The 16,546-nt window shown below is 56.8% G+C and carries 21 protein-coding genes; 9 read left to right on the forward strand and 12 right to left on the reverse strand.

All coding sequences use genetic code 11. From position 1 onward, the window contains the following. Together J3353_RS02310 and J3353_RS02315 are read left to right on the forward strand one after the other, a co-directional pair. Entirely contained in the window at positions 1 to 624 is a 624-nt protein-coding gene (locus tag J3353_RS02310; protein WP_242700820.1) for a hypothetical protein, read from the forward strand. 28 nt (positions 625 to 652) lie between these two features. Continuing rightward, on the forward strand, positions 653 to 1,153 hold the full coding sequence (locus tag J3353_RS02315) for a hypothetical protein (RefSeq protein WP_156074323.1): 501 nt from the start codon (positions 653 to 655) through the stop codon (positions 1,151 to 1,153). Between the two features lie 253 nt (positions 1,154 to 1,406). Here J3353_RS02315 and J3353_RS02320 read toward each other — a convergent pair whose 3' ends face one another. The 12 genes from J3353_RS02320 to J3353_RS02375 form a co-directional block, all read right to left on the reverse strand. After that, on the reverse strand, positions 1,407 to 2,177 hold the full coding sequence (locus J3353_RS02320; protein ID WP_207684034.1) for a hypothetical protein: 771 nt from the start codon (positions 2,175 to 2,177) through the stop codon (positions 1,407 to 1,409). Positions 2,178 to 2,346: 169 nt separating this feature from the next. Further along, entirely contained in the window at positions 2,347 to 2,613 is a 267-nt protein-coding gene (locus J3353_RS02325) for a hypothetical protein (RefSeq protein ID WP_207684035.1), read from the reverse strand. After that, positions 2,610 to 2,990, reverse strand: coding sequence for a hypothetical protein (locus J3353_RS02330; protein WP_242700821.1), 381 nt, complete (start codon positions 2,988 to 2,990; stop codon positions 2,610 to 2,612). The genes J3353_RS02325 and J3353_RS02330 overlap by 4 nt, the downstream gene beginning before the upstream one ends. A gap of 120 nt (positions 2,991 to 3,110) precedes the next feature. Beyond that, positions 3,111 to 3,590 carry a hypothetical protein gene (locus J3353_RS02335; RefSeq protein WP_207684036.1) on the reverse strand — a complete coding sequence of 160 codons (480 nt, stop codon included), beginning with the start codon at positions 3,588 to 3,590 and terminating at the stop codon, positions 3,111 to 3,113. A gap of 84 nt (positions 3,591 to 3,674) precedes the next feature. Then, complete coding sequence (locus J3353_RS02340) at positions 3,675 to 5,297, reverse strand: DUF4942 domain-containing protein (protein WP_207684037.1); 1,623 nt, start codon at positions 5,295 to 5,297, stop codon at positions 3,675 to 3,677. 87 nt (positions 5,298 to 5,384) lie between these two features. Beyond that, positions 5,385 to 5,909, reverse strand: a complete 525-nt coding sequence (locus J3353_RS02345) for a hypothetical protein (protein WP_207684038.1) — start codon at positions 5,907 to 5,909, stop codon at positions 5,385 to 5,387. A gap of 94 nt (positions 5,910 to 6,003) precedes the next feature. Further along, positions 6,004 to 7,128 (reverse strand): ArdC-like ssDNA-binding domain-containing protein, encoded by a 1,125-nt coding sequence (locus tag J3353_RS02350; RefSeq protein WP_207684039.1) that lies wholly within the window; start codon positions 7,126 to 7,128, stop codon positions 6,004 to 6,006. A 110-nt stretch (positions 7,129 to 7,238) separates the two neighbouring features. Then, entirely contained in the window at positions 7,239 to 7,580 is a 342-nt protein-coding gene (locus J3353_RS02355; RefSeq protein ID WP_207684040.1) for a hypothetical protein, read from the reverse strand. Between the two features lie 119 nt (positions 7,581 to 7,699). After that, complete coding sequence (locus J3353_RS02360; protein WP_207684041.1) at positions 7,700 to 8,104, reverse strand: hypothetical protein; 405 nt, start codon at positions 8,102 to 8,104, stop codon at positions 7,700 to 7,702. Between the two features lie 363 nt (positions 8,105 to 8,467). Continuing rightward, positions 8,468 to 8,665: a hypothetical protein gene (locus J3353_RS02365; protein ID WP_207684042.1), complete on the reverse strand. Its 198-nt coding sequence runs from the start codon at positions 8,663 to 8,665 to the stop codon at positions 8,468 to 8,470. 335 nt (positions 8,666 to 9,000) lie between these two features. Then, positions 9,001 to 9,306, reverse strand: a complete 306-nt coding sequence (locus tag J3353_RS02370; RefSeq protein WP_207684043.1) for a hypothetical protein — start codon at positions 9,304 to 9,306, stop codon at positions 9,001 to 9,003. Between the two features lie 100 nt (positions 9,307 to 9,406). After that, complete coding sequence (locus J3353_RS02375; RefSeq protein ID WP_207684044.1) at positions 9,407 to 9,619, reverse strand: hypothetical protein; 213 nt, start codon at positions 9,617 to 9,619, stop codon at positions 9,407 to 9,409. Positions 9,620 to 9,911: 292 nt separating this feature from the next. On the opposite strand from J3353_RS02375, the gene terS reads away from it, so the two are divergent. From terS to J3353_RS02410, 7 genes are all read left to right on the forward strand, one after another. Further along, a complete protein-coding gene (gene terS, locus J3353_RS02380; RefSeq protein WP_207684045.1) occupies positions 9,912 to 10,700 on the forward strand; it encodes a phage terminase small subunit in 789 nt (262 codons plus the stop codon). Beyond that, positions 10,654 to 11,160, forward strand: a complete 507-nt coding sequence (locus J3353_RS02385) for a hypothetical protein (RefSeq protein WP_207684046.1) — start codon at positions 10,654 to 10,656, stop codon at positions 11,158 to 11,160. Before terS ends, J3353_RS02385 begins: the two co-directional genes overlap by 47 nt. A gap of 98 nt (positions 11,161 to 11,258) precedes the next feature. Next, complete coding sequence (locus J3353_RS02390) at positions 11,259 to 13,106, forward strand: phage terminase large subunit family protein (RefSeq protein WP_370569147.1); 1,848 nt, start codon at positions 11,259 to 11,261, stop codon at positions 13,104 to 13,106. Further along, a complete protein-coding gene (locus J3353_RS02395; RefSeq protein WP_120020080.1) occupies positions 13,107 to 13,337 on the forward strand; it encodes a DUF6148 family protein in 231 nt (76 codons plus the stop codon). It abuts the gene before it with no gap. Positions 13,338 to 13,348: 11 nt separating this feature from the next. After that, positions 13,349 to 14,971, forward strand: coding sequence for a phage portal protein (locus J3353_RS02400; RefSeq protein ID WP_207684048.1), 1,623 nt, complete (start codon positions 13,349 to 13,351; stop codon positions 14,969 to 14,971). Continuing rightward, a complete protein-coding gene (locus tag J3353_RS02405; RefSeq protein WP_156074336.1) occupies positions 14,898 to 16,130 on the forward strand; it encodes an ATP-dependent Clp protease proteolytic subunit in 1,233 nt (410 codons plus the stop codon). Before J3353_RS02400 ends, J3353_RS02405 begins: the two co-directional genes overlap by 74 nt. Before the next feature lie 3 nt (positions 16,131 to 16,133). Further along, positions 16,134 to 16,535 (forward strand): head decoration protein, encoded by a 402-nt coding sequence (locus tag J3353_RS02410; RefSeq protein ID WP_156074338.1) that lies wholly within the window; start codon positions 16,134 to 16,136, stop codon positions 16,533 to 16,535. The last annotated feature ends 11 nt before the right edge of the window (positions 16,536 to 16,546 follow it).

Raw genomic sequence — 16,546 nt, forward strand, 5'->3', positions numbered from 1 at the left:
ATGGGAAAATCTATGCCGCCCAGAGAAGTGCGGAAGATGATGTACGAAAAGGCTGTCAACCGCTGCGTGGTCGCAAAGGGCGACACCGTGAAGAACATGAAGCTCAACCGGGCCGCTGTGGGGCAGGTGGTGACGTACTGCGCCATCATCGCCGCACAAAACCTTTTCGACCTTGACCGGAACGGGGTGGAACGCTGGCAGGCAGAGCTTATCCGGCGGAGTGAGGTATACACGCTGGAAACCAACGTGTACGGCACACCGAAAGCACGGGAAAATCTGCGCAAGCGCACGGCCCCCAAGATGAAAGAGGACTTCACCCTGCCGGTCGAGAAGTGGCCGCGCAAGGAGTGGGAGAGAGTGCAGCTCTACGAACGCCGCGGCGCGGGTGATCTTGTGACCCGTTTCTTTGTCGAGGTCATGGACGGTCTGGGCTACACCCCGGAAGAGATCGACACCGCCCTGAAAGAGATACAGGGCAACTTCCGGCAGTTCCTTGAATGGTCGAAAGACGGCGAGTATGTGGCCTACTACAAAATGGCCCAGTGCTATGAACAGGCAACGGGCATTGAAGCGGCGATAGACGAAGAACCCGGAACGAAGCCGATCTTCGGGAAAGAAATCTGAGAGCTGACAGGCAGGAGGATAAACGCGGATGCAGAAAAAGGACACCGAACAGATTTTGCTCTACTATGGCAAGATCGAGAAGCAGCTTGATAGTGTCAACATGGAGCTGGCAGAGCTGCAAGACCGATACAGCCCGATCAAGGGCCTTGCGATGGACGGGATGCCGCACGGCAGCACTCCCGGCGACAGCACCGCGTCCCTTGCCGTCAAGCTGGCCGACAACGAAGCATACCAGAACCGGGAAAATGAGCTGATCGTCCGGCGGGTCGTATTGAAGTCGGATTTACAGGAAATCCGGCAGAAATTAGACAGGCTGAACGATGATTACAAAACAATCCTGAAAGGGCGGTATGTCTACGCCGACCGGTCGTTACAAAAAACGTGGGAAAGCATTGCTATTTCCATCGGGAAAAAGAAGATCACCGCGCAGAGGTGGAAAGACGCGGCTCTGGTCGTTCTGGGTGGGATGTTCGATGAAATTCCCATGATCGAAGAAATCCTCTCCCGCGCGTATGACGCGCGCGATTAAAAGAGCCGGTCTGCTGGGTATGCCGGGAAAGTGATAGAAAATCTATCAGAATCGACAGAAACAACAGCCCAGACCGCGGGCAAGGGAACAGCCCGGAAACCTGTCTATAAAGGCAAGTTGGTAAAGTTCTATGCGCGTGTGCAATGAACCGCTTCCGCAAATCCTCCGAACCGCTCAGAAAAACAAACTTGCGAATACGCCAAAATAGAACGCCCCCGGCGGGTAATTCCGTCGAGGGCGTTAGTTTATATTCTCACTCGCCAAAACGCACTGTGAAGCCGTCCAGCGGGTCACAGTGATGCTTTTGGAGCATGGAGTTGATCTTTCTGTCCTGTTCGGTGCGATCCGGTGCGGTCACGGTGTAAGGGTGGCCGGGATCATCCTCGTCATAGACGGCGGTGCAGCCGTGCGGAACAGAAAATGTGCCGCGGTTATAGGGGTCAAAGTATACGTCAAAATCGAACTTCCGGCGCAGATACTTGTCTAGCATGAAAGAACTTTTATCCAGATCGGTGCAGAGCCGATACCCGGCGGGATCGTCAATCCACAAAAGCACATTGCCGTCAACCAAAGCGCGGGCGGAGTCCACCGAAAGAGTGCCGCTGTACACCTTGCCGTTGAACAGGTTGGACAGGATGCCGAACAGCTCTTTTTGAGCCGCGGCGGGAAGCTGCTCGATGCGGTCAACAGCGGTTTCAAAATCTACGCCGTCCAGCTTGTACTTGATTTTGCTGGGATCGTGGATGAAATCACCGGGCATAAGGCCAAGCTCCATTGCAAGGCGGTACTGGTGCTTGCAAGGCCGGGTGTGGCTACCGCAAACACAGCCGTTCGGCACGTCCAGCGTGACAACGTAGTTGCCGTGTCTGCTGCTGAAATAGCCGGTCTGACCGTCAATGCAGGTCGGTGTCATGTCGGCTTTGAGGGCGGCAAGGTAGCTTTTGAGCAGCGGACCGTCCGAAACGGTGGGAATGTGGTTCACCCATTCGGGAGCCTTAAAATCGTCGGGGGGGGGGGGTAACATTACGACACATATTTTCACCTCGTTATGCTCTTTTTTGCGTGTGGCCGGGGCGTTCCCGGCTGGCGCAAAATCTCCACTTCAATGATAGCGCAAAACGCGAATAAAAGCAACAAAACGAGAAAAGAAAATCCCCGGCGGGATGCCCGCAGGGGATGGAAGAAATTCGTGTTCAATTCGTGGGAATCGTGAACGTGCTGACCGGGATTCGTTCGGTGACGGTGAATGTGTATGTGTCGGGGCTAGTTTCGTTGGCGGAAACATCGACGTTCTCCGGCGCAAGGTGATGAACGGTGCAGAGCCGCATTTTTGCATCCGCTTCCAGCACCTTTAACCGTTCGGTGGAAGTCGTGCTTTCCTGCTTGAAGTATTCTTTGGTCATTTCTTCCTGCATCTGGTTCAAGAGCTGGCGGACAAATTCGTTGGTTTCGCTGGTCATGTTTCGTTGTCCCCTTTCGGTTCGTTCTTCTTGAAGATGATCTTCGGAACGGTGGGCGGCTCACCCTGCTGTTTCATGTATTCGCTGATCTCGTTCGGCAGACCGACCGGAAAACCGTTTTCATCCAGCGGGCCGTCATAGCCGGAGAAATCCACCACATGAACCGTGGGCGGCTGGTGGAGCGTCTTGTAATACTGGCCGTCGGTGTAGTTCACATCGGTCACATGGTCCCACCACGCAATGTCGCCGTGCTCTTCCGTGGCGGCTTCCATCGCGGCGCGGGCCTGTTCTTCGGTGAATCCGTCAAAGGTAAGGCGGGAATCGTCGGAAAATTCGGCAACGACGCGCCAAGGTGCGAAAAACTGGGCTTCGTTCACAAAAAGACCTCCTTTTTACGCATTTTGCGATTTGAGTTCAACTTTTCGTGCTGAAAAAGTTAAACTTCGTTGATGAAAGTATAACACAAAAAGCCCCGGCGGGGAACCGGGAGCGAAGATTCAGCGGGCCGGTCGCCGCTGAAAAGTAAAGCCGGGGTTTCGTTCGGTCATTCGCACAACAACCTTGTCTGCCTGATCTTTCGTGAACCGGGGCGCAAAAACCTTGTTCATGCCGCGCCTGCCGCCCAGCGGGTCGCAGAGGGTGAAATGCTGATCTCCGGGGCCTTTGCAGTAGATGAAGTAGTAAATCGTGCTGGCCGCAGGCATATCGGGGTATCTGCGGGGCGTGGAACGTGCGGCAACATCGACAGAGAACGCGGACAGATTCGCACACCCGAAAAGATGGGTGCAGCAGTTCGTTTTGCGGTCGAAAATCGCGGCTCCGTCCAGATTGCGCCCGTCTGTGGCATATTCTTTGACCAGATAGGAAATTCGTGTGCGGGCTTCGGCAACGGTGCGAAAACTCATATCTTCATCGGTGAAATCGGCAGAAGCGCAGGTGATAACCTGATACCGATGGTTCGGATCGTATTCACGCATGGTTTGTATCTCCTTTTCGTTTCGTGGTAGCCTTGCGGCTGGGGCTGGGCTGCTTTACGGTGCAACCCGGCTAGAGTATCCGTTTTATGCGTTGAGCTGTAAAAGCGTGGCTTTCGTGGGGATCAGATGCCGTGCAAGGGTGTCTGTGTAACTCGCTTCGCCCTCGTAGCTGTCCACGATCTTCTGCTCTGCCTTGCTCATGTCGTGATAGGCTTTCTTGCCGTAGGACGGCGGCAACCATCCCTTTTTCTGGCTGGCGAACAGGTTGAACGACTTCAAAACGTCGTCATTCGTGAATGTGATGTGGCAAGTGCCTTTTTTGTAGAAAGTGGCGGTGAAGTAGCGGAACTGCACGTTCTGGCTCTGTCCGGCTTCCCCGGCAGCTTTCAGCGTGGCCCGGAGATCATCACCGTTGTACTTCTTGCCGTTCGTGTCCAGATAGTGCAAGGTGCGTTCAATTCGTGACAGGCAGCTTTCCGCGTTCCAACTGGGTTCAAACCGCCCAGACCAATCACTGAACGCTTGACACCGGAAAATCACTTTCTTGCCGACTTTGTACGCTTCGTTTGTACACCAGCCGTTGTAGTAGTGGACGTTCTTCGAGTATTCGGAATTGTAGTGCAAATTCGTCCAGTCGTTGAACAGCTCCACGATCTCGCTTTCGATGCCCTGCACGATGTTGGCGGACATTTCTTCCCGGATCGTGAGGATGTTGTAAGGGCTGAAATCGTAGTCAACCAGTTCAGAAACGCGGTTGTGATATTCGTCCTGCATCGCTCTGGTTAAGTTGTCCCGGATTTGCGGCAGGTCAAAGAGCTTTTGCCAGTACAGGCCGCGCAAGCTGCGGATCGCTTCGTTATAGCTCTTGTTGAAGTTCAGCACTTCGGTTTCCTTGTCGTCTGCGGTGGCAGAGGAAAACAGGCTCTTGATTCCGTTGTACTCTTCGTAGATGCGGCGGATGCCCTCGGCGGCGGCGTTGTACCGTTCCACCGCGGCGGCGATGGGATCAGCAGACACCAGCGCGGCAAGCTGCGGATCGGCTTTCATGTGGTCGGTCATTTCGTTGTTGAGTTCCAGCCGGATTTTGCTTACTGGCTCCTTGTCGGGAATGTCAACGGAGATCAACGCCACTTCAACGCGGGCGGCGCGGCGGGCGTTCTTGAAAGCGTCCGGGATGTATTTGATCTGGGCGTTGAGTTCGTTTAGCTTCTGCGCCAGCTCTTTCCGCTCGTTCGTGTAGGGATTGCGGATCGTTTCGGCGTTAAGCAGACAGCGGATTTTGCCGCCGTCTTTCATGATCTCTAAAGCCTTGAGCAAGTGAGCAGCACCGGCGGAAAAAGGCGGGTTCATGATGATCGCCGCGTATTTCTTCGCGGGGCGGAACGTCAAGAAGTCGTCATGCACCACGCGGAAACCGTCTTTCTTCAATTTGGCGCGGAAGTCGCTGGAAAGCTCGATGCAATCCAAATCAAACTCTTTTGCCTTGCTTTCGTCGTAACGGTCAATCTTTCCCGTTTTGGGATCGTGCCGAATATCTGCGACGGCGTGAATCTGGCGGGCCAGTGCGCCGTCACCGGCAGAGGGTTCAAGGATGGGCTGCGGTAGGTGCTTCCAGCCGTATTTTGTGCTTTGCAGACTGTAAGCCATTTCCCACGCGAGATTGTCCGGGGTGGGGTAAAAGTCCCGGCTATCGTTCGGGGTCGTCATGGTTCGTTCTCCTTTTCGTGTTGGATTCACCCCGGCGGGGTGTGGGATCGGGTCGCTTTTGCGGTGCGGCCCGTCAAGGTATCCGTTTCACTGCTGGGCTAAAATCGTGCTCAACCATGTGGAAGAATCAGCGCAATCAACCATCTTCACAAAATAGCGGCCTGTTACCCGCTGGAAAGCGTATTGTGTGGTATAAGTGCCGCTGTACATTTCCCGGCTGCAAAACTCTTCGATGTTGTTCCGGGTGTGCCAGTTGCGCGGCGGCAACACGTTCAGCGCGTCCTCATAGTCCTGTTTCGTGATCTCGACCATTTCCGGGGTGAGCAGCTTTTTCCGCTCAAAGTCCAGCCATTCGCCGTAGGTCATGACGGCATAAGAGCGGGCTTTTTCTTGTGCAAGGCGGCTTTCCCAATATTCCCGGTCGCTTTCGTAGTCGCCGGATTCAAGAATCTGGGTGATCCGCTGGATGCTTTCGGCGTTGCTCTTCCGGGCGGCGTTCAGCACCTCTTCGGCGGTGCGGGGCGTGGGCCAGCCGGACACGGTGAAAGCGTAGATATGGACGTTGGAAACATCCACAACAACAAGTTCGTTCTTCTCTTCGTTGGCGGTCATGGTGCAATCTCCTTTTCGTTTTCGTGATTCACCCCGGCGGGGTGTGGGATCGGGTCGCTTTACGGTGCGGCCCGTCAAGGTGTCCGCGCTGGGGTCATGCCAGCACACCGGCGGCGATGCTTGCAAAGTCGAGCTGTTGGACGCTGGGAACCATTTCGGGGATCGTGTCCTTTTCCAGTTCATCAAGGGCCATCACAAACGCGGCGGCTTCGCGGTCGCTGCTGATTAGATCGCTGGTGTATTCGTTAAACTTCTGGACAGTGGCGGTAAACTGGGGATCGTTGCCGCTCAGTTCGTCGAACCGATCCACCGCGTCAAGGTATTCGCCGCTTTCGTGGTCGTCGTGGGTGTGGTACAGGCGGGAATAGTGTTTCGTGAAAGCGGCTTGCAGCTTCTTCATGTCCACGGTGACGGCGGGGGCTTCGTCTGCTGCTTTTTCGGCAGCTTTCCGGGTGGCGGTCGCCTTGCGCCATGCTTCCAGCGTGGCAGCTTGTCCGGCGCGGTCGGTTTCGGGAACGGCCATAAATTCGTGCATTGCCTTGCGTTCTGCCTTTTTGAGTTCGGCAACGTCGGCGGCGGGCTTCTTCGTGGTGCGGGGCTTCTTCGGGGCCGGTTTCGTGGGAAGCGGTTCGACGTGAACCAGTTCGGGAAGTTCGTGGTGCTCTTCAACGATGATCGGCGCGGGGCGGACGGTTTCGGCTGCTGCTTTTTCGGCGGCTTCCTTTGCGGCTTTCGCGGCCTTGCGTTCGGCGGCAAGCTGCTTGTTGTAAGCGATAATCTCCGCCGTGGACTTGAACCGGGCTTGCGGGGCGGGCTTGCTGCTTTCAACCTGTAAGCAACTGAAAAGATGGGACTTCGTGGGGTAGTAATGCGGATCGGGTGCGGCTTCCTTGCCCTCTGCCGCGGCCTTTTCGCGCTGCTCTTTGCTGGGCTTCGTGGTGTACTTCCACAAATAGCACTCAGTCAACGCCTTTTCGCCTTTCTTGACGCTCTTGCCCTCTTTCTTCCAATGGTCGAACGTGTGCAACTCGTCCGCTGCAAACATGATCTCAACGTCCGCGATGGTGGCGGGCTGTTCGTTGCCGTCCTTGTCAACGATCTTGCAAGATGCAGCAACGGCGGCGATCTCTTCCGGGGTGTGGTGCGCGGCGGCGATCTGGTGCAGCGTGGCCGGGTCGAGACGTTCAGCGGCGGCGCGGATGATCTGTTTATTCGTCATGGTAAATACTTCCTTTCGTGTTTCGTTTTGTGGATCGTCCCGGCAGTGCGCCGGGGGAATGGGATCGGGTCGCTTTTCGTGGTGCGGCCCGTCAAGGTATCCAGCGGGGTTCAATCTTCGGCTTCGTCGCAATCGTGGCAGAAAAAGCAATCTTCCACGGTGTCGTCTGTGAAGTCGTCCGGGGTTTCGTGAGCGTCGATCAGCAGATTCACCCGGTCATTGATCCGCAATTCGGTTTCGTTGTCCACCAGAAAATACCAGTCGTCGCCGTCCAGCGCGTCGCTGCACCAGACTTCAATCTGGTTTTCGTTGGTGGCGGTCATGCCTTGCACAATGGCCGGGGCGATGTACCGCCCCAAAGGGCCGACTTTGTAGGGACAGGCGGCAGCGGCGCGGGGTGCGCTGGACAGCAGCGCGGCGGCAAGTGCGGCGGCGGTCAAAACTCGTTTCATGGTTGCTTCTCCTTTTCGTTTTCGTGGTGTGGCTTTTCGTGCTTTTCCCCGGCTATTGTCGGGGCGTGGGATCGGGTCGCTTTTCGTGGTGCGGCCCGTCAAGGTATCCGGCCCGGCGTTCATGCCGGAATGCTGTAAAGTTCGCTGAAAATGTCCAGCGCGTCAAGATCGGCGGCTTTCTGCCGGGCTGCATCCACCGCGCCGCGGTCGTCGTGGCCGTTGAAGTGGTACGCTTCTATAAAGGCGTTGCGGATTGCTTCGACGGTGCGCTGGTGCTTTTGCAGCTCTTCCCATTCGGCTTGATCCCGGATCAAGATGGTGCAAGTCCATGCGTAGGGGCTGAAAACTTGCATCACGTCAACATGAAGAGACTTGCACCGGCTCAAAATAGCGGTGATCCGGTCGCGCTCTTTGCGATCCATCGGAACGATGGAATAAGCGGGGATATGCCAATCAGCAGCGGGCGAAATGTTCCAGCGGTGGCGGGCTGCAAGCCCATTCACCTTTTTATCGAATGCGGTCATGTTCTCGATCTCCTTTTGATTTTTTGATTCACCCCGGCGGGGCGGTGGCATAGGGTTGCTTTTGCGGTAGCGGTGCAGCCCTTGAAAGTGTCCGCTTGACTTTACCGGCGAAAGCTGGTAAAATCATTGCAAGATCGGAACTCGAAAACCTATCTTGCAAGCCTGTCACCCTTTACCGGGTGGCGGGCTTTTTCTTTTGCCATTCGGCAAGAAGAGCGGCCCAAATTGCCCGCTTGAGATCATCGGGCAGCTTGAAGAAATCGGCGTACATCCTTTTCACCTCTTTTCTGGTTTGATTCACCCCGGCGGGGTGTTGGGATCGGGTCGCTTTCAGCGGTGCGGCCCGTCAAGGTGTCCGGCGGTTCATGCGGTGTAGTGGTTCGCGGCGGCGAAAGTGTCCAGATCATCGGGGCTGTCAATCGCGCCCATCGGCTCACCGTTGCGATAAACAACGTAGTACGGGCCATAATCGGCGGCTTTCATGATCGACCCGGCGGGGGTCGTCCATGTCACGGCGTATTCGCCGGACTCAACAGCGGCGATTTTTTCGGAAAGTTTCATGCGGTTTACCTCTTTTCTGTTTTGCGGTGTTTCGCTTGCTGTGGCTATATCTTAGCATGAATCATGCACACTGTCAAGCATGAATCATGCAATTTTACGAAATGCACAAAAAAGCATGATTCATTCCGTCAATTTTTGCATGGTGCATTCCGAAAAAATTTGATATAATGGAAACTGGCAGAAAGTGAGGTGACAAAAATGCCGCTCACAGACAAGAAAAGAATAACGAACGACCGTTATTTGTCGAAGTTTGCGACAAAATCAATTAGAATCCCGAAAGAGATTGAAGAGAATTTGAATGCCGCCGCCGCTCACAGCGGGGAAAGCGTGGCGGGCTACATTTTGACAGCCACGCGGGAAAGAATGGCCCGCGATGGATTCACGCCGCCCGACGGCGACGACAGCAGCCCCGGCGAATAGTCCAGCACCCGCCCCGGAAGATTGACGCGAAAAAAGAGGTAGACACGGCCCGCCGCCGCGCCTACCTCTTTTTTTGTTGCCTTTTTTCCGTGGGGCGTTTTTTGTGGCGGCGTTTTCCGTGGGCGGCTTTTCCGTGGATCACACACCGGCCCCGCCGCCGGTGGGAAGATCGCACCCCGCCGCCGCTGCTGTCTGGACACGCCGCCGCGCCGATGATCCACGCCGCCGATCTTCACCCCGCGCCGCCCCGATGAGGACGACAGAATCCCCACCGCGCCCCGCTACATAGTTATATAGGACACCAGCCCCGCCCCGGCCCGCTCAACAGCCCGCCGCGGCGGGGCTTTTTCTTTTGCCATTTTTCCGCCGGTCGCCGCCCGCCCCGCGATACCTTAAAGGATGCCCGCCGCCGGTGTTTTGCCGCCCTTTTTCCGTCATTTTGACGGCTTTTCGGCCTGTTTTGGCGGGATTTTTCCGGGATTTTTGGCTATTTTGACGACTGAAAAAGTCCAATTTTTCGGCCTTTTCTACCATATTCTACCATTTTCCGGGCCACCGGCAAGGTACTGGGGAGGAAATTCTTTCCGTTCACGGGTCCGAAAGCCCGAAAATTTTCTAGGTATAGGGGCTTTTTTGCACTTCCCCGGAGGGGGGTCTGAAAAAGTTAGGGGGGATTTTTTCGAGAAAATTTTGCAAATGATACACTGTGATACACTTTTCCGGGTATAATGGGTACAGTGAAAAGTAAGCGAAGCTCCACGGCGTTATGTCGTGGGGCTTTTTCTTTTGCGCGGATTCGAGAAACGGGGTGCAGGAGTGATGCAGGATGCCGAAGCGGAACGACAAGCGCGACACCGCCAAGGCTGAGTACGTCAAGCGGCGGCGGTCGGGCGAGAAGATCAACCTCAAAGAGTTTGCGGCCACGCTGGGCGTGACCTATGGCACGGTTCGCAACTGGAAGAAGATCGACCAGTGGGAGGATGCCATAGAGCGCAAGCGCGGCGGGCAACCCGGCAACAAGAACAGCCGGGGCAAGAAGAACGCCAAGGGCAACCACGGCGGCGGTGCGCCGGACGGCAACACCAACGCCGAGAAAGACGGCGCGTATAGCACCATCCACCTTGACAAGCTGACCGAAGAGGAACGGGCATGGCTGGACGCGATACCCACCGGGGCCAGCGCGAACAACGCCTATGAGTTGAAGCTGCTGCGGATTCAGCAGCGGCACATCATGGAGAAGATCGCGGAGTACGAGAAGTGCAGCCCGGAAGAACTATTCACGGCCACCATCACCGATATGCGCAAACCCGGCCCGGATGCCGAGGGCAAGACGGCGGACAGTGCCGTGCAGAAGATGGCGATGGTCAACAAGGACAGTGCCTTTGTCCGGGTGACGCAACTGCGGGAAGCTCTGAACAAGGTTTCCGGCAGAATCATTTCCCTTACGACCCAGATTCGCCAGCAAGAAGAATTTGAGAAGCGGTACGCGCTGGAACTGGCCCGCCTTGACATTGCAAAGATGCGGGCGACCGGTGAGGTGGATATAGACCCGGAGGGGGACGAAGAGGATGAAGAAGAAGCTCCACACGACAAAGATAGTGGCGCAGTATCTTGACCTGTCCGAACGCCGGGTGCGCCAGCTCCGGGACGAGGGTGTGCTGGAAGAGAAAGCCCCCGGCCTGTACGATCTGCGTTCCAGCGTCCGGCGGTACATCAACTACCTGCGGGGCGATGAGGGCGGCAAGGCTGATCTCAACGAGGAACGGGCAAAGCTGACAAAGGAAAAGAGAATCGCTGCTGAAACCGAGAACAAGGTGCGCAACGGGGAACTTTACCGCAAGTCGGATATTATGACCGGCATGACCACCATCGTCATGAACCTGCGTTCGAGATTGCTTGCCTTGCCGAACAAGCTGGCGGCGAACATCGCCAAGCTGGACGGCGACGAGGACAAAATCATGGACTTACTGCAAAGCTCCCTCCATGAAATCATGGAAGAGTTTTCAAATTATCAGGTCGCATTGGAGCGGTCAAAGGATGATGAAGATGAACAAGACGGAGAAAAAACCGGATAAGCCCGGAAGCCAGTGCAAGGGCTGTCCGTGGGGTAAGCGCATTCATCAGCGGCTTATCCTGTGTATGTTCCCGGAATGCGTCAGGGGTGAGCCGAAACGTGAAGAAGAAACGGATCGTAAAACTTGAACCGCAGACCGTGGAACTCTTCGCGGAGGTTTTGAGCAAGCTCCGCCCGCCCCCACCGCTGACCGTCAGCCAGTGGGCGGACAAGTACCGGGTGTTGTCCGCTGAGTCCAGCGCAGAGCCGGGACGGTGGCACACCGAGAAAGCCCCCTACCAGCGGGCTATCATGGATGCCATTGGTGATCCTCATGTCCGGTCGGTCGTCGTCATGTCGGCGGCGCAGATCGGAAAGACGGACGCTTTTATCCTCAACCCGTTGGGCTACTACATGGACTATGCACCCTGCCCGGTGATGTGTATGCAGCCTACCCTTGATATGGGGCAAACGCTCTCGAAAGACCGCATTGCTCCCATGATCCGGGACACGCCCCGGCTTACCGGCCTTGTAGATACCAAGAGCCGGTACGCGGGCAACACCGTCATGAAGAAAAATTTTCCCGGCGGACACATCACCATTGTGGGTGCAAACAGTCCGTCCAGCCTTGCCAGCCGACCCATCAAGGTGCTGCTGGCGGACGAGATCGACCGTTACCCCAAGAGCGCGGGAACTGAGGGCGACCCTCTTGATCTGGCGAAGAAACGCCAGACGACCTTTTGGGACTACAAGACCGTCATGGTCAGCACTCCCACCATCAAGGGGGACAGCCGCATTGAGGATGCCTACTTGCTTTCTACGCAAGAGGAATGGAACGTACCCTGCCCGGAGTGCGGGGCATACCAGCCGTTCCTCTGGGAGAACGTCAAGTTCGACCCGGACGATCTCGACAAGGGCGTGAACTACGTCTGCCGGGAGTGTGGCTGCATCGCCAATGAATACCGGTGGAAAGAGCAGGGCGTTCACGGCAAGTACGTTGCCGCCAACCCCGGCGCAGAATCCAGAGGGTTCCACCTGAACACGTTGGCTTCAACCTTTGTTGGCTGGAAAGAGGTCGTGCAGAAGTTTATAGAAGCCAAGATTGCCCTTGACCACGGCAACCCCGAACAGATGAAAGTTTGGGTAAACACCGAGCTGGGCGAAACGTGGGAAGAACGTGGAATCCAGTTGGAGGACACCGAGCTGTTCAACCGCCGCGAAATCTACGCCGCAGAAGTGCCGGACGATGTTCTGTATCTTACTGCCGGTGTTGACGTGCAGGACGACCGCTTTGAAGTTGAGGTGGTCGGCTGGGGCGAGGGCGTGGAGAGCTGGGGCGTTCGATACCAAAAAATCTACGGCGATATGCTGTCGGATCAGGTGTGGGACGACCTTGACAACTTTCTGCTCCAAACGTGGCGCAAGGCGGACGGCACGGCCTACCCGCTGCTGGCTACCTGCATCGACTCCGGCGGACACCACACCGATGCGGTGTACCGCTTCGCCAAGGAACGGCTCAACCGCCGTATCTTTGCGATCAAAGGCATGGGCGGCAGCGGTGTCCCGTTCATCCGCAACCCGTCCAAGAACAACCGCGTCAAGGCGGATTTGTTCATTCTGGGCGTTGACGCTGGCAAGACGACCATCTACCAGCGGTTGGAGGTCAAGGCCCCCGGCCCGAACTACTGCCACTTCCCGTCGAACCCGGAAGCGGGGTACACGGAGGAATACTTCAAAGGCTTAACAGCCGAGAAGAAAGTGGTGCGGTTTGTAAAGGGCCGCTTGAAAGAATACTGGGAAATCAAAGATAAAGAGCACAAACGAAACGAGCCGTTGGATCTGCGCAATTACGCGACCGCGGCTCTTGCCATTTCTCGCCCTGTGCTGAAAAAGCCGGATGCAGACGGAACGCCTGTCCAGCCGGTCAAGAAAGCACGGGGCCGTCGTCAACTTTCGGGAGGTATCTAAATGGCAGGAATTACGCTGGAAACAGCACAACGGATGCTGGACGTTTGGGTAGCCGCCGAAGAGAGCGTATCGCACGGCCAGAGCTACCAAATCGGAAACCGGTCGCTGACCAAAGCCGACCTGACGCAGATCGGCAAACGAATCGAATACTGGTCGAACAAGGTGACGGAACTTTCCCGTCAGCGGAACGGCAGGAATCGCATGGGGCATTTTGTCCCCCGTGACCTGTAAGGAGGGCTGGCATGGGAATGTTTGATAGCCTGCTCACGGCGATTGCCCCGGAGCGGGCGGTAAAACGTGCTGCTGCTCAGTCAGCAATACGGGCAATCAATTCCGGCTACTCCAACTATGGAGCCAGCCTGCACAAGAAATCTATGCGGGGCTGGACGTGGCACGGTGGAAGCCCGAAAGAGGACATCGAGGATAATCTTCGCGTCCTGCGGGAAAGAAGTCGCGATGCCTTTATGGGCGTTCCTCTGGCGACCGGCGCGATCAAGACGATGCGCACCAACGTGGTGTGCGGCGGCTTGACCCCGACACCGCAGATTGACAACGCATTTCTGGGTATCTCCGACGAGGAAGCCCAGAAGATCAACGCCCAGATCGCACGGGAGTTCTCCCTGTGGGCGAACAAACCGACCTGCGATGCAGACCGGCTCGATAACTTCTATATGCTCCAACAGCTCATGTTCACGGGCTTCCTGCTGAACGGCGACGCTGTGGCGGTGCTGCAAAACAAGAAGTCGCCCGGTGTGCTGTATGACCTGCGGCTGCGGATCATCGAAGCCGACCGGCTGTGTTCGCCCAGCTTCATGGACGTGCTTTCGCCCTGCGAGATCAACGGTCGCCATGTTGAAAAGATCGTGCAAGGTGTTGAAACCGATGCCGAGGGCATGGTCGTTGCGTACTGGATTTGTGACCGTCACCCGCTGGCAAGCACGGTGGCGGCTGGCCTGTCTGCATCGCACTGGACACGGGTGGAAGCCTACGGCGCAAAGACCGGGCGGCAAAACATCCTATGTCTGATGCAGCGTGACCGGGCAGGTCAGGTACGCGGTGTGCCGCTGCTGGCTCCTGTGCTGGAAAGTTTGAAGCAGCTGGGACGCTTTACAGACGCGGAATTGACCGCAGCTGTGGTGTCGGCAATGTTCACGGTGTTCATCAAGAAAACGGATCAGTCCGACGAGGTTCCGTTTGGCGAGGTGATTCCACCGGAAGTTCAGGTGGATGCCCCGGACAAGACCAGCGTGGAGCTGGCCCCCGGCGCGTTTATCGACCTGAACCCCGGCGAAGATGTACAGTTTGCAGACCCAAAACATCCGACCACGGGCTTTGAAGCGTTCATGAACGCTATCGTAAAGCAGATGGCGGCAGCGTTGGAAATCCCGTCCGAGGTGCTTTACAAACAGTTCAGCACCAGTTATTCGGCGGCGCGGGGCGCACTCAACGAGTTCTGGCGCACAACCGGGATGCACCGTGACTGGTTTGCAGATTATTTCTGCCAGCCGGTCTACGAAGCATGGTTCCGGGAAGCTGTGTGCAAGGGCAGGATCAAGGCCCCCGGCTTTCTGGTTGACCCGGCTGTGGCCGCGGCCTACATGAGCTGCACATGGAACGGCCCCGCGAGAACCAACCTCAACCCCAAGGACGAAGCCGAAGCAGCCCAGATGCGGGTGAACAGCGGTTTCTCTACGGCGGCGCAGGAAACCGCCCAAATGACGGGCGGCAGTTACGAAGCAAATATGCGGCAGCGGAAATCCGAAGCCGCACTGAAACGGGAGGTGGACGACATTGCAGGAGTGCAAGCACAACAGCAAACCGCTGTTCCTCAACGGAGCGGCGGCGACCCCGGCAAAAACGAATAACAAGAAGTTCTGGGAGTTCCGCAATGCAGCCGATACCGGCGGCACGGCGGAACTTCTGCTTTATGGCTACATCAGCGAAACGAGCTGGATGGGCGATGAAGTAACCCCGAAAGAGTTCGCAGCTGACCTTGCGACGATCCCGGCAACGGAGGATTTGACGGTGCGCATTTGCAGCGGCGGCGGTGACGTTTGGGCTGCACAGGCCATCGGTGCGCTGCTGGAAAACCGGATCGGCACAGTCACGGCGCAGATCGAGGGCATTTGCGCCAGTGCTGCAACCATCGTGGCAAGTCATTGCAAGGTGGTCAAGGCGGCGGAGGATGCAACCTACATGATCCATCCCATCCGGGTGAATCCGAACGGGTTTGTGGACATGGCGGGCTTGCAGCAGCTTATGGATGCGCTGACCGTGATGCGTACCAACGTGCTGAACCAGTACGCCAAAAAGACCGGCCACACCGTCGAGGAAGTGGCGGCGTGGATGGATGCTACGTCGTGGTGGTCTGCAAGCGAAGCCAAAGAGCACGGCTTTGTGGATGAAGTCACGACCGGCAACCAAACCAAGGCACAGGTCGAAAACCGCAACGGTGCGCTGTTCATCAACAGCGTTGCCGTGCCGGGTGCTTTCGACGATGCCCCTGAATTTGTACGAAACCGCGCTGTGGTGGCCCCTGCCGCAGAGGGCGGTTTTGTAAATACCACCGACAACAGCAACCCGGCGGAAGAGCCGGACAACGACAACGGAGGAACCGAAATGGAGTTCAAGAACAAAGAAGAGCTTCGGGCGGGCTGTCCTGATCTGGTCAATGAGATCGTGAACGATGCCCGTGCAGAAGCACAGAAGCAGGAACGTGACCGTCTTGCCGCCATTGACGAGATCGCAGACACCATCCCGTCCGAGCTGGTGGCAGAAGCCAAGTATGGCGCAAAGGCTTGCACCGCACAGGAGCTTACATACCGCGCCGCTCTGGATGCCAAGAAGAAAGGCCACAAGCTGCTGGACGATGTGCAGGACGACGCACAGGCCAGCGGCGCAAATGCCGTGGGCGGTGCAACCGCTGGCGGTGTGGGCGGTACTGGCGTGACCAACACCAAGCCGACCGATGCCGAGAAGCGGGCCGCTTTCAAGAACCTGCTGCACCCCAAAAAGGAGGACTGACCTATGGCAACTAAGATGCTGAGTGAAAAGCTGGGCGAGGTCGAATACGACAACCTGATCGTGGGCCTGACCCCGCCCAAGCGCGTCGGTGCTGGCAAGATCGCCAGCGTCGGCAGCAAAGAAGCGACCTATACCCGCGGTACTGTGTTCGCCAAGAGCGCAAAGGACGGCAAGCTGTACATTCTGGGCAGCACCGCAGCTTCCGGCGACACGCTGACCGCTGACTGCATCCTGACCGACGACGTGACCGTCCCGGCCACCGGCGATGCGACGACCACTGTTTATCTGGCTGGCTGTTTCAACCCGGACAAGCTGGTGGTCAAGGACGAGTACACCATGACCGAAGCGGACAAGAACGCGCTGCGCATGAACGGCATTGCGATCCTGCCCGTGACTGAGATGTGAAAGGAGGATAA

The sequence above is a fragment of the Faecalibacterium sp. Marseille-Q4137 genome (assembly GCF_017377535.1).
Taxonomy (GTDB): Bacteria; Bacillota; Clostridia; order Oscillospirales; family Ruminococcaceae; genus Faecalibacterium; species Faecalibacterium duncaniae.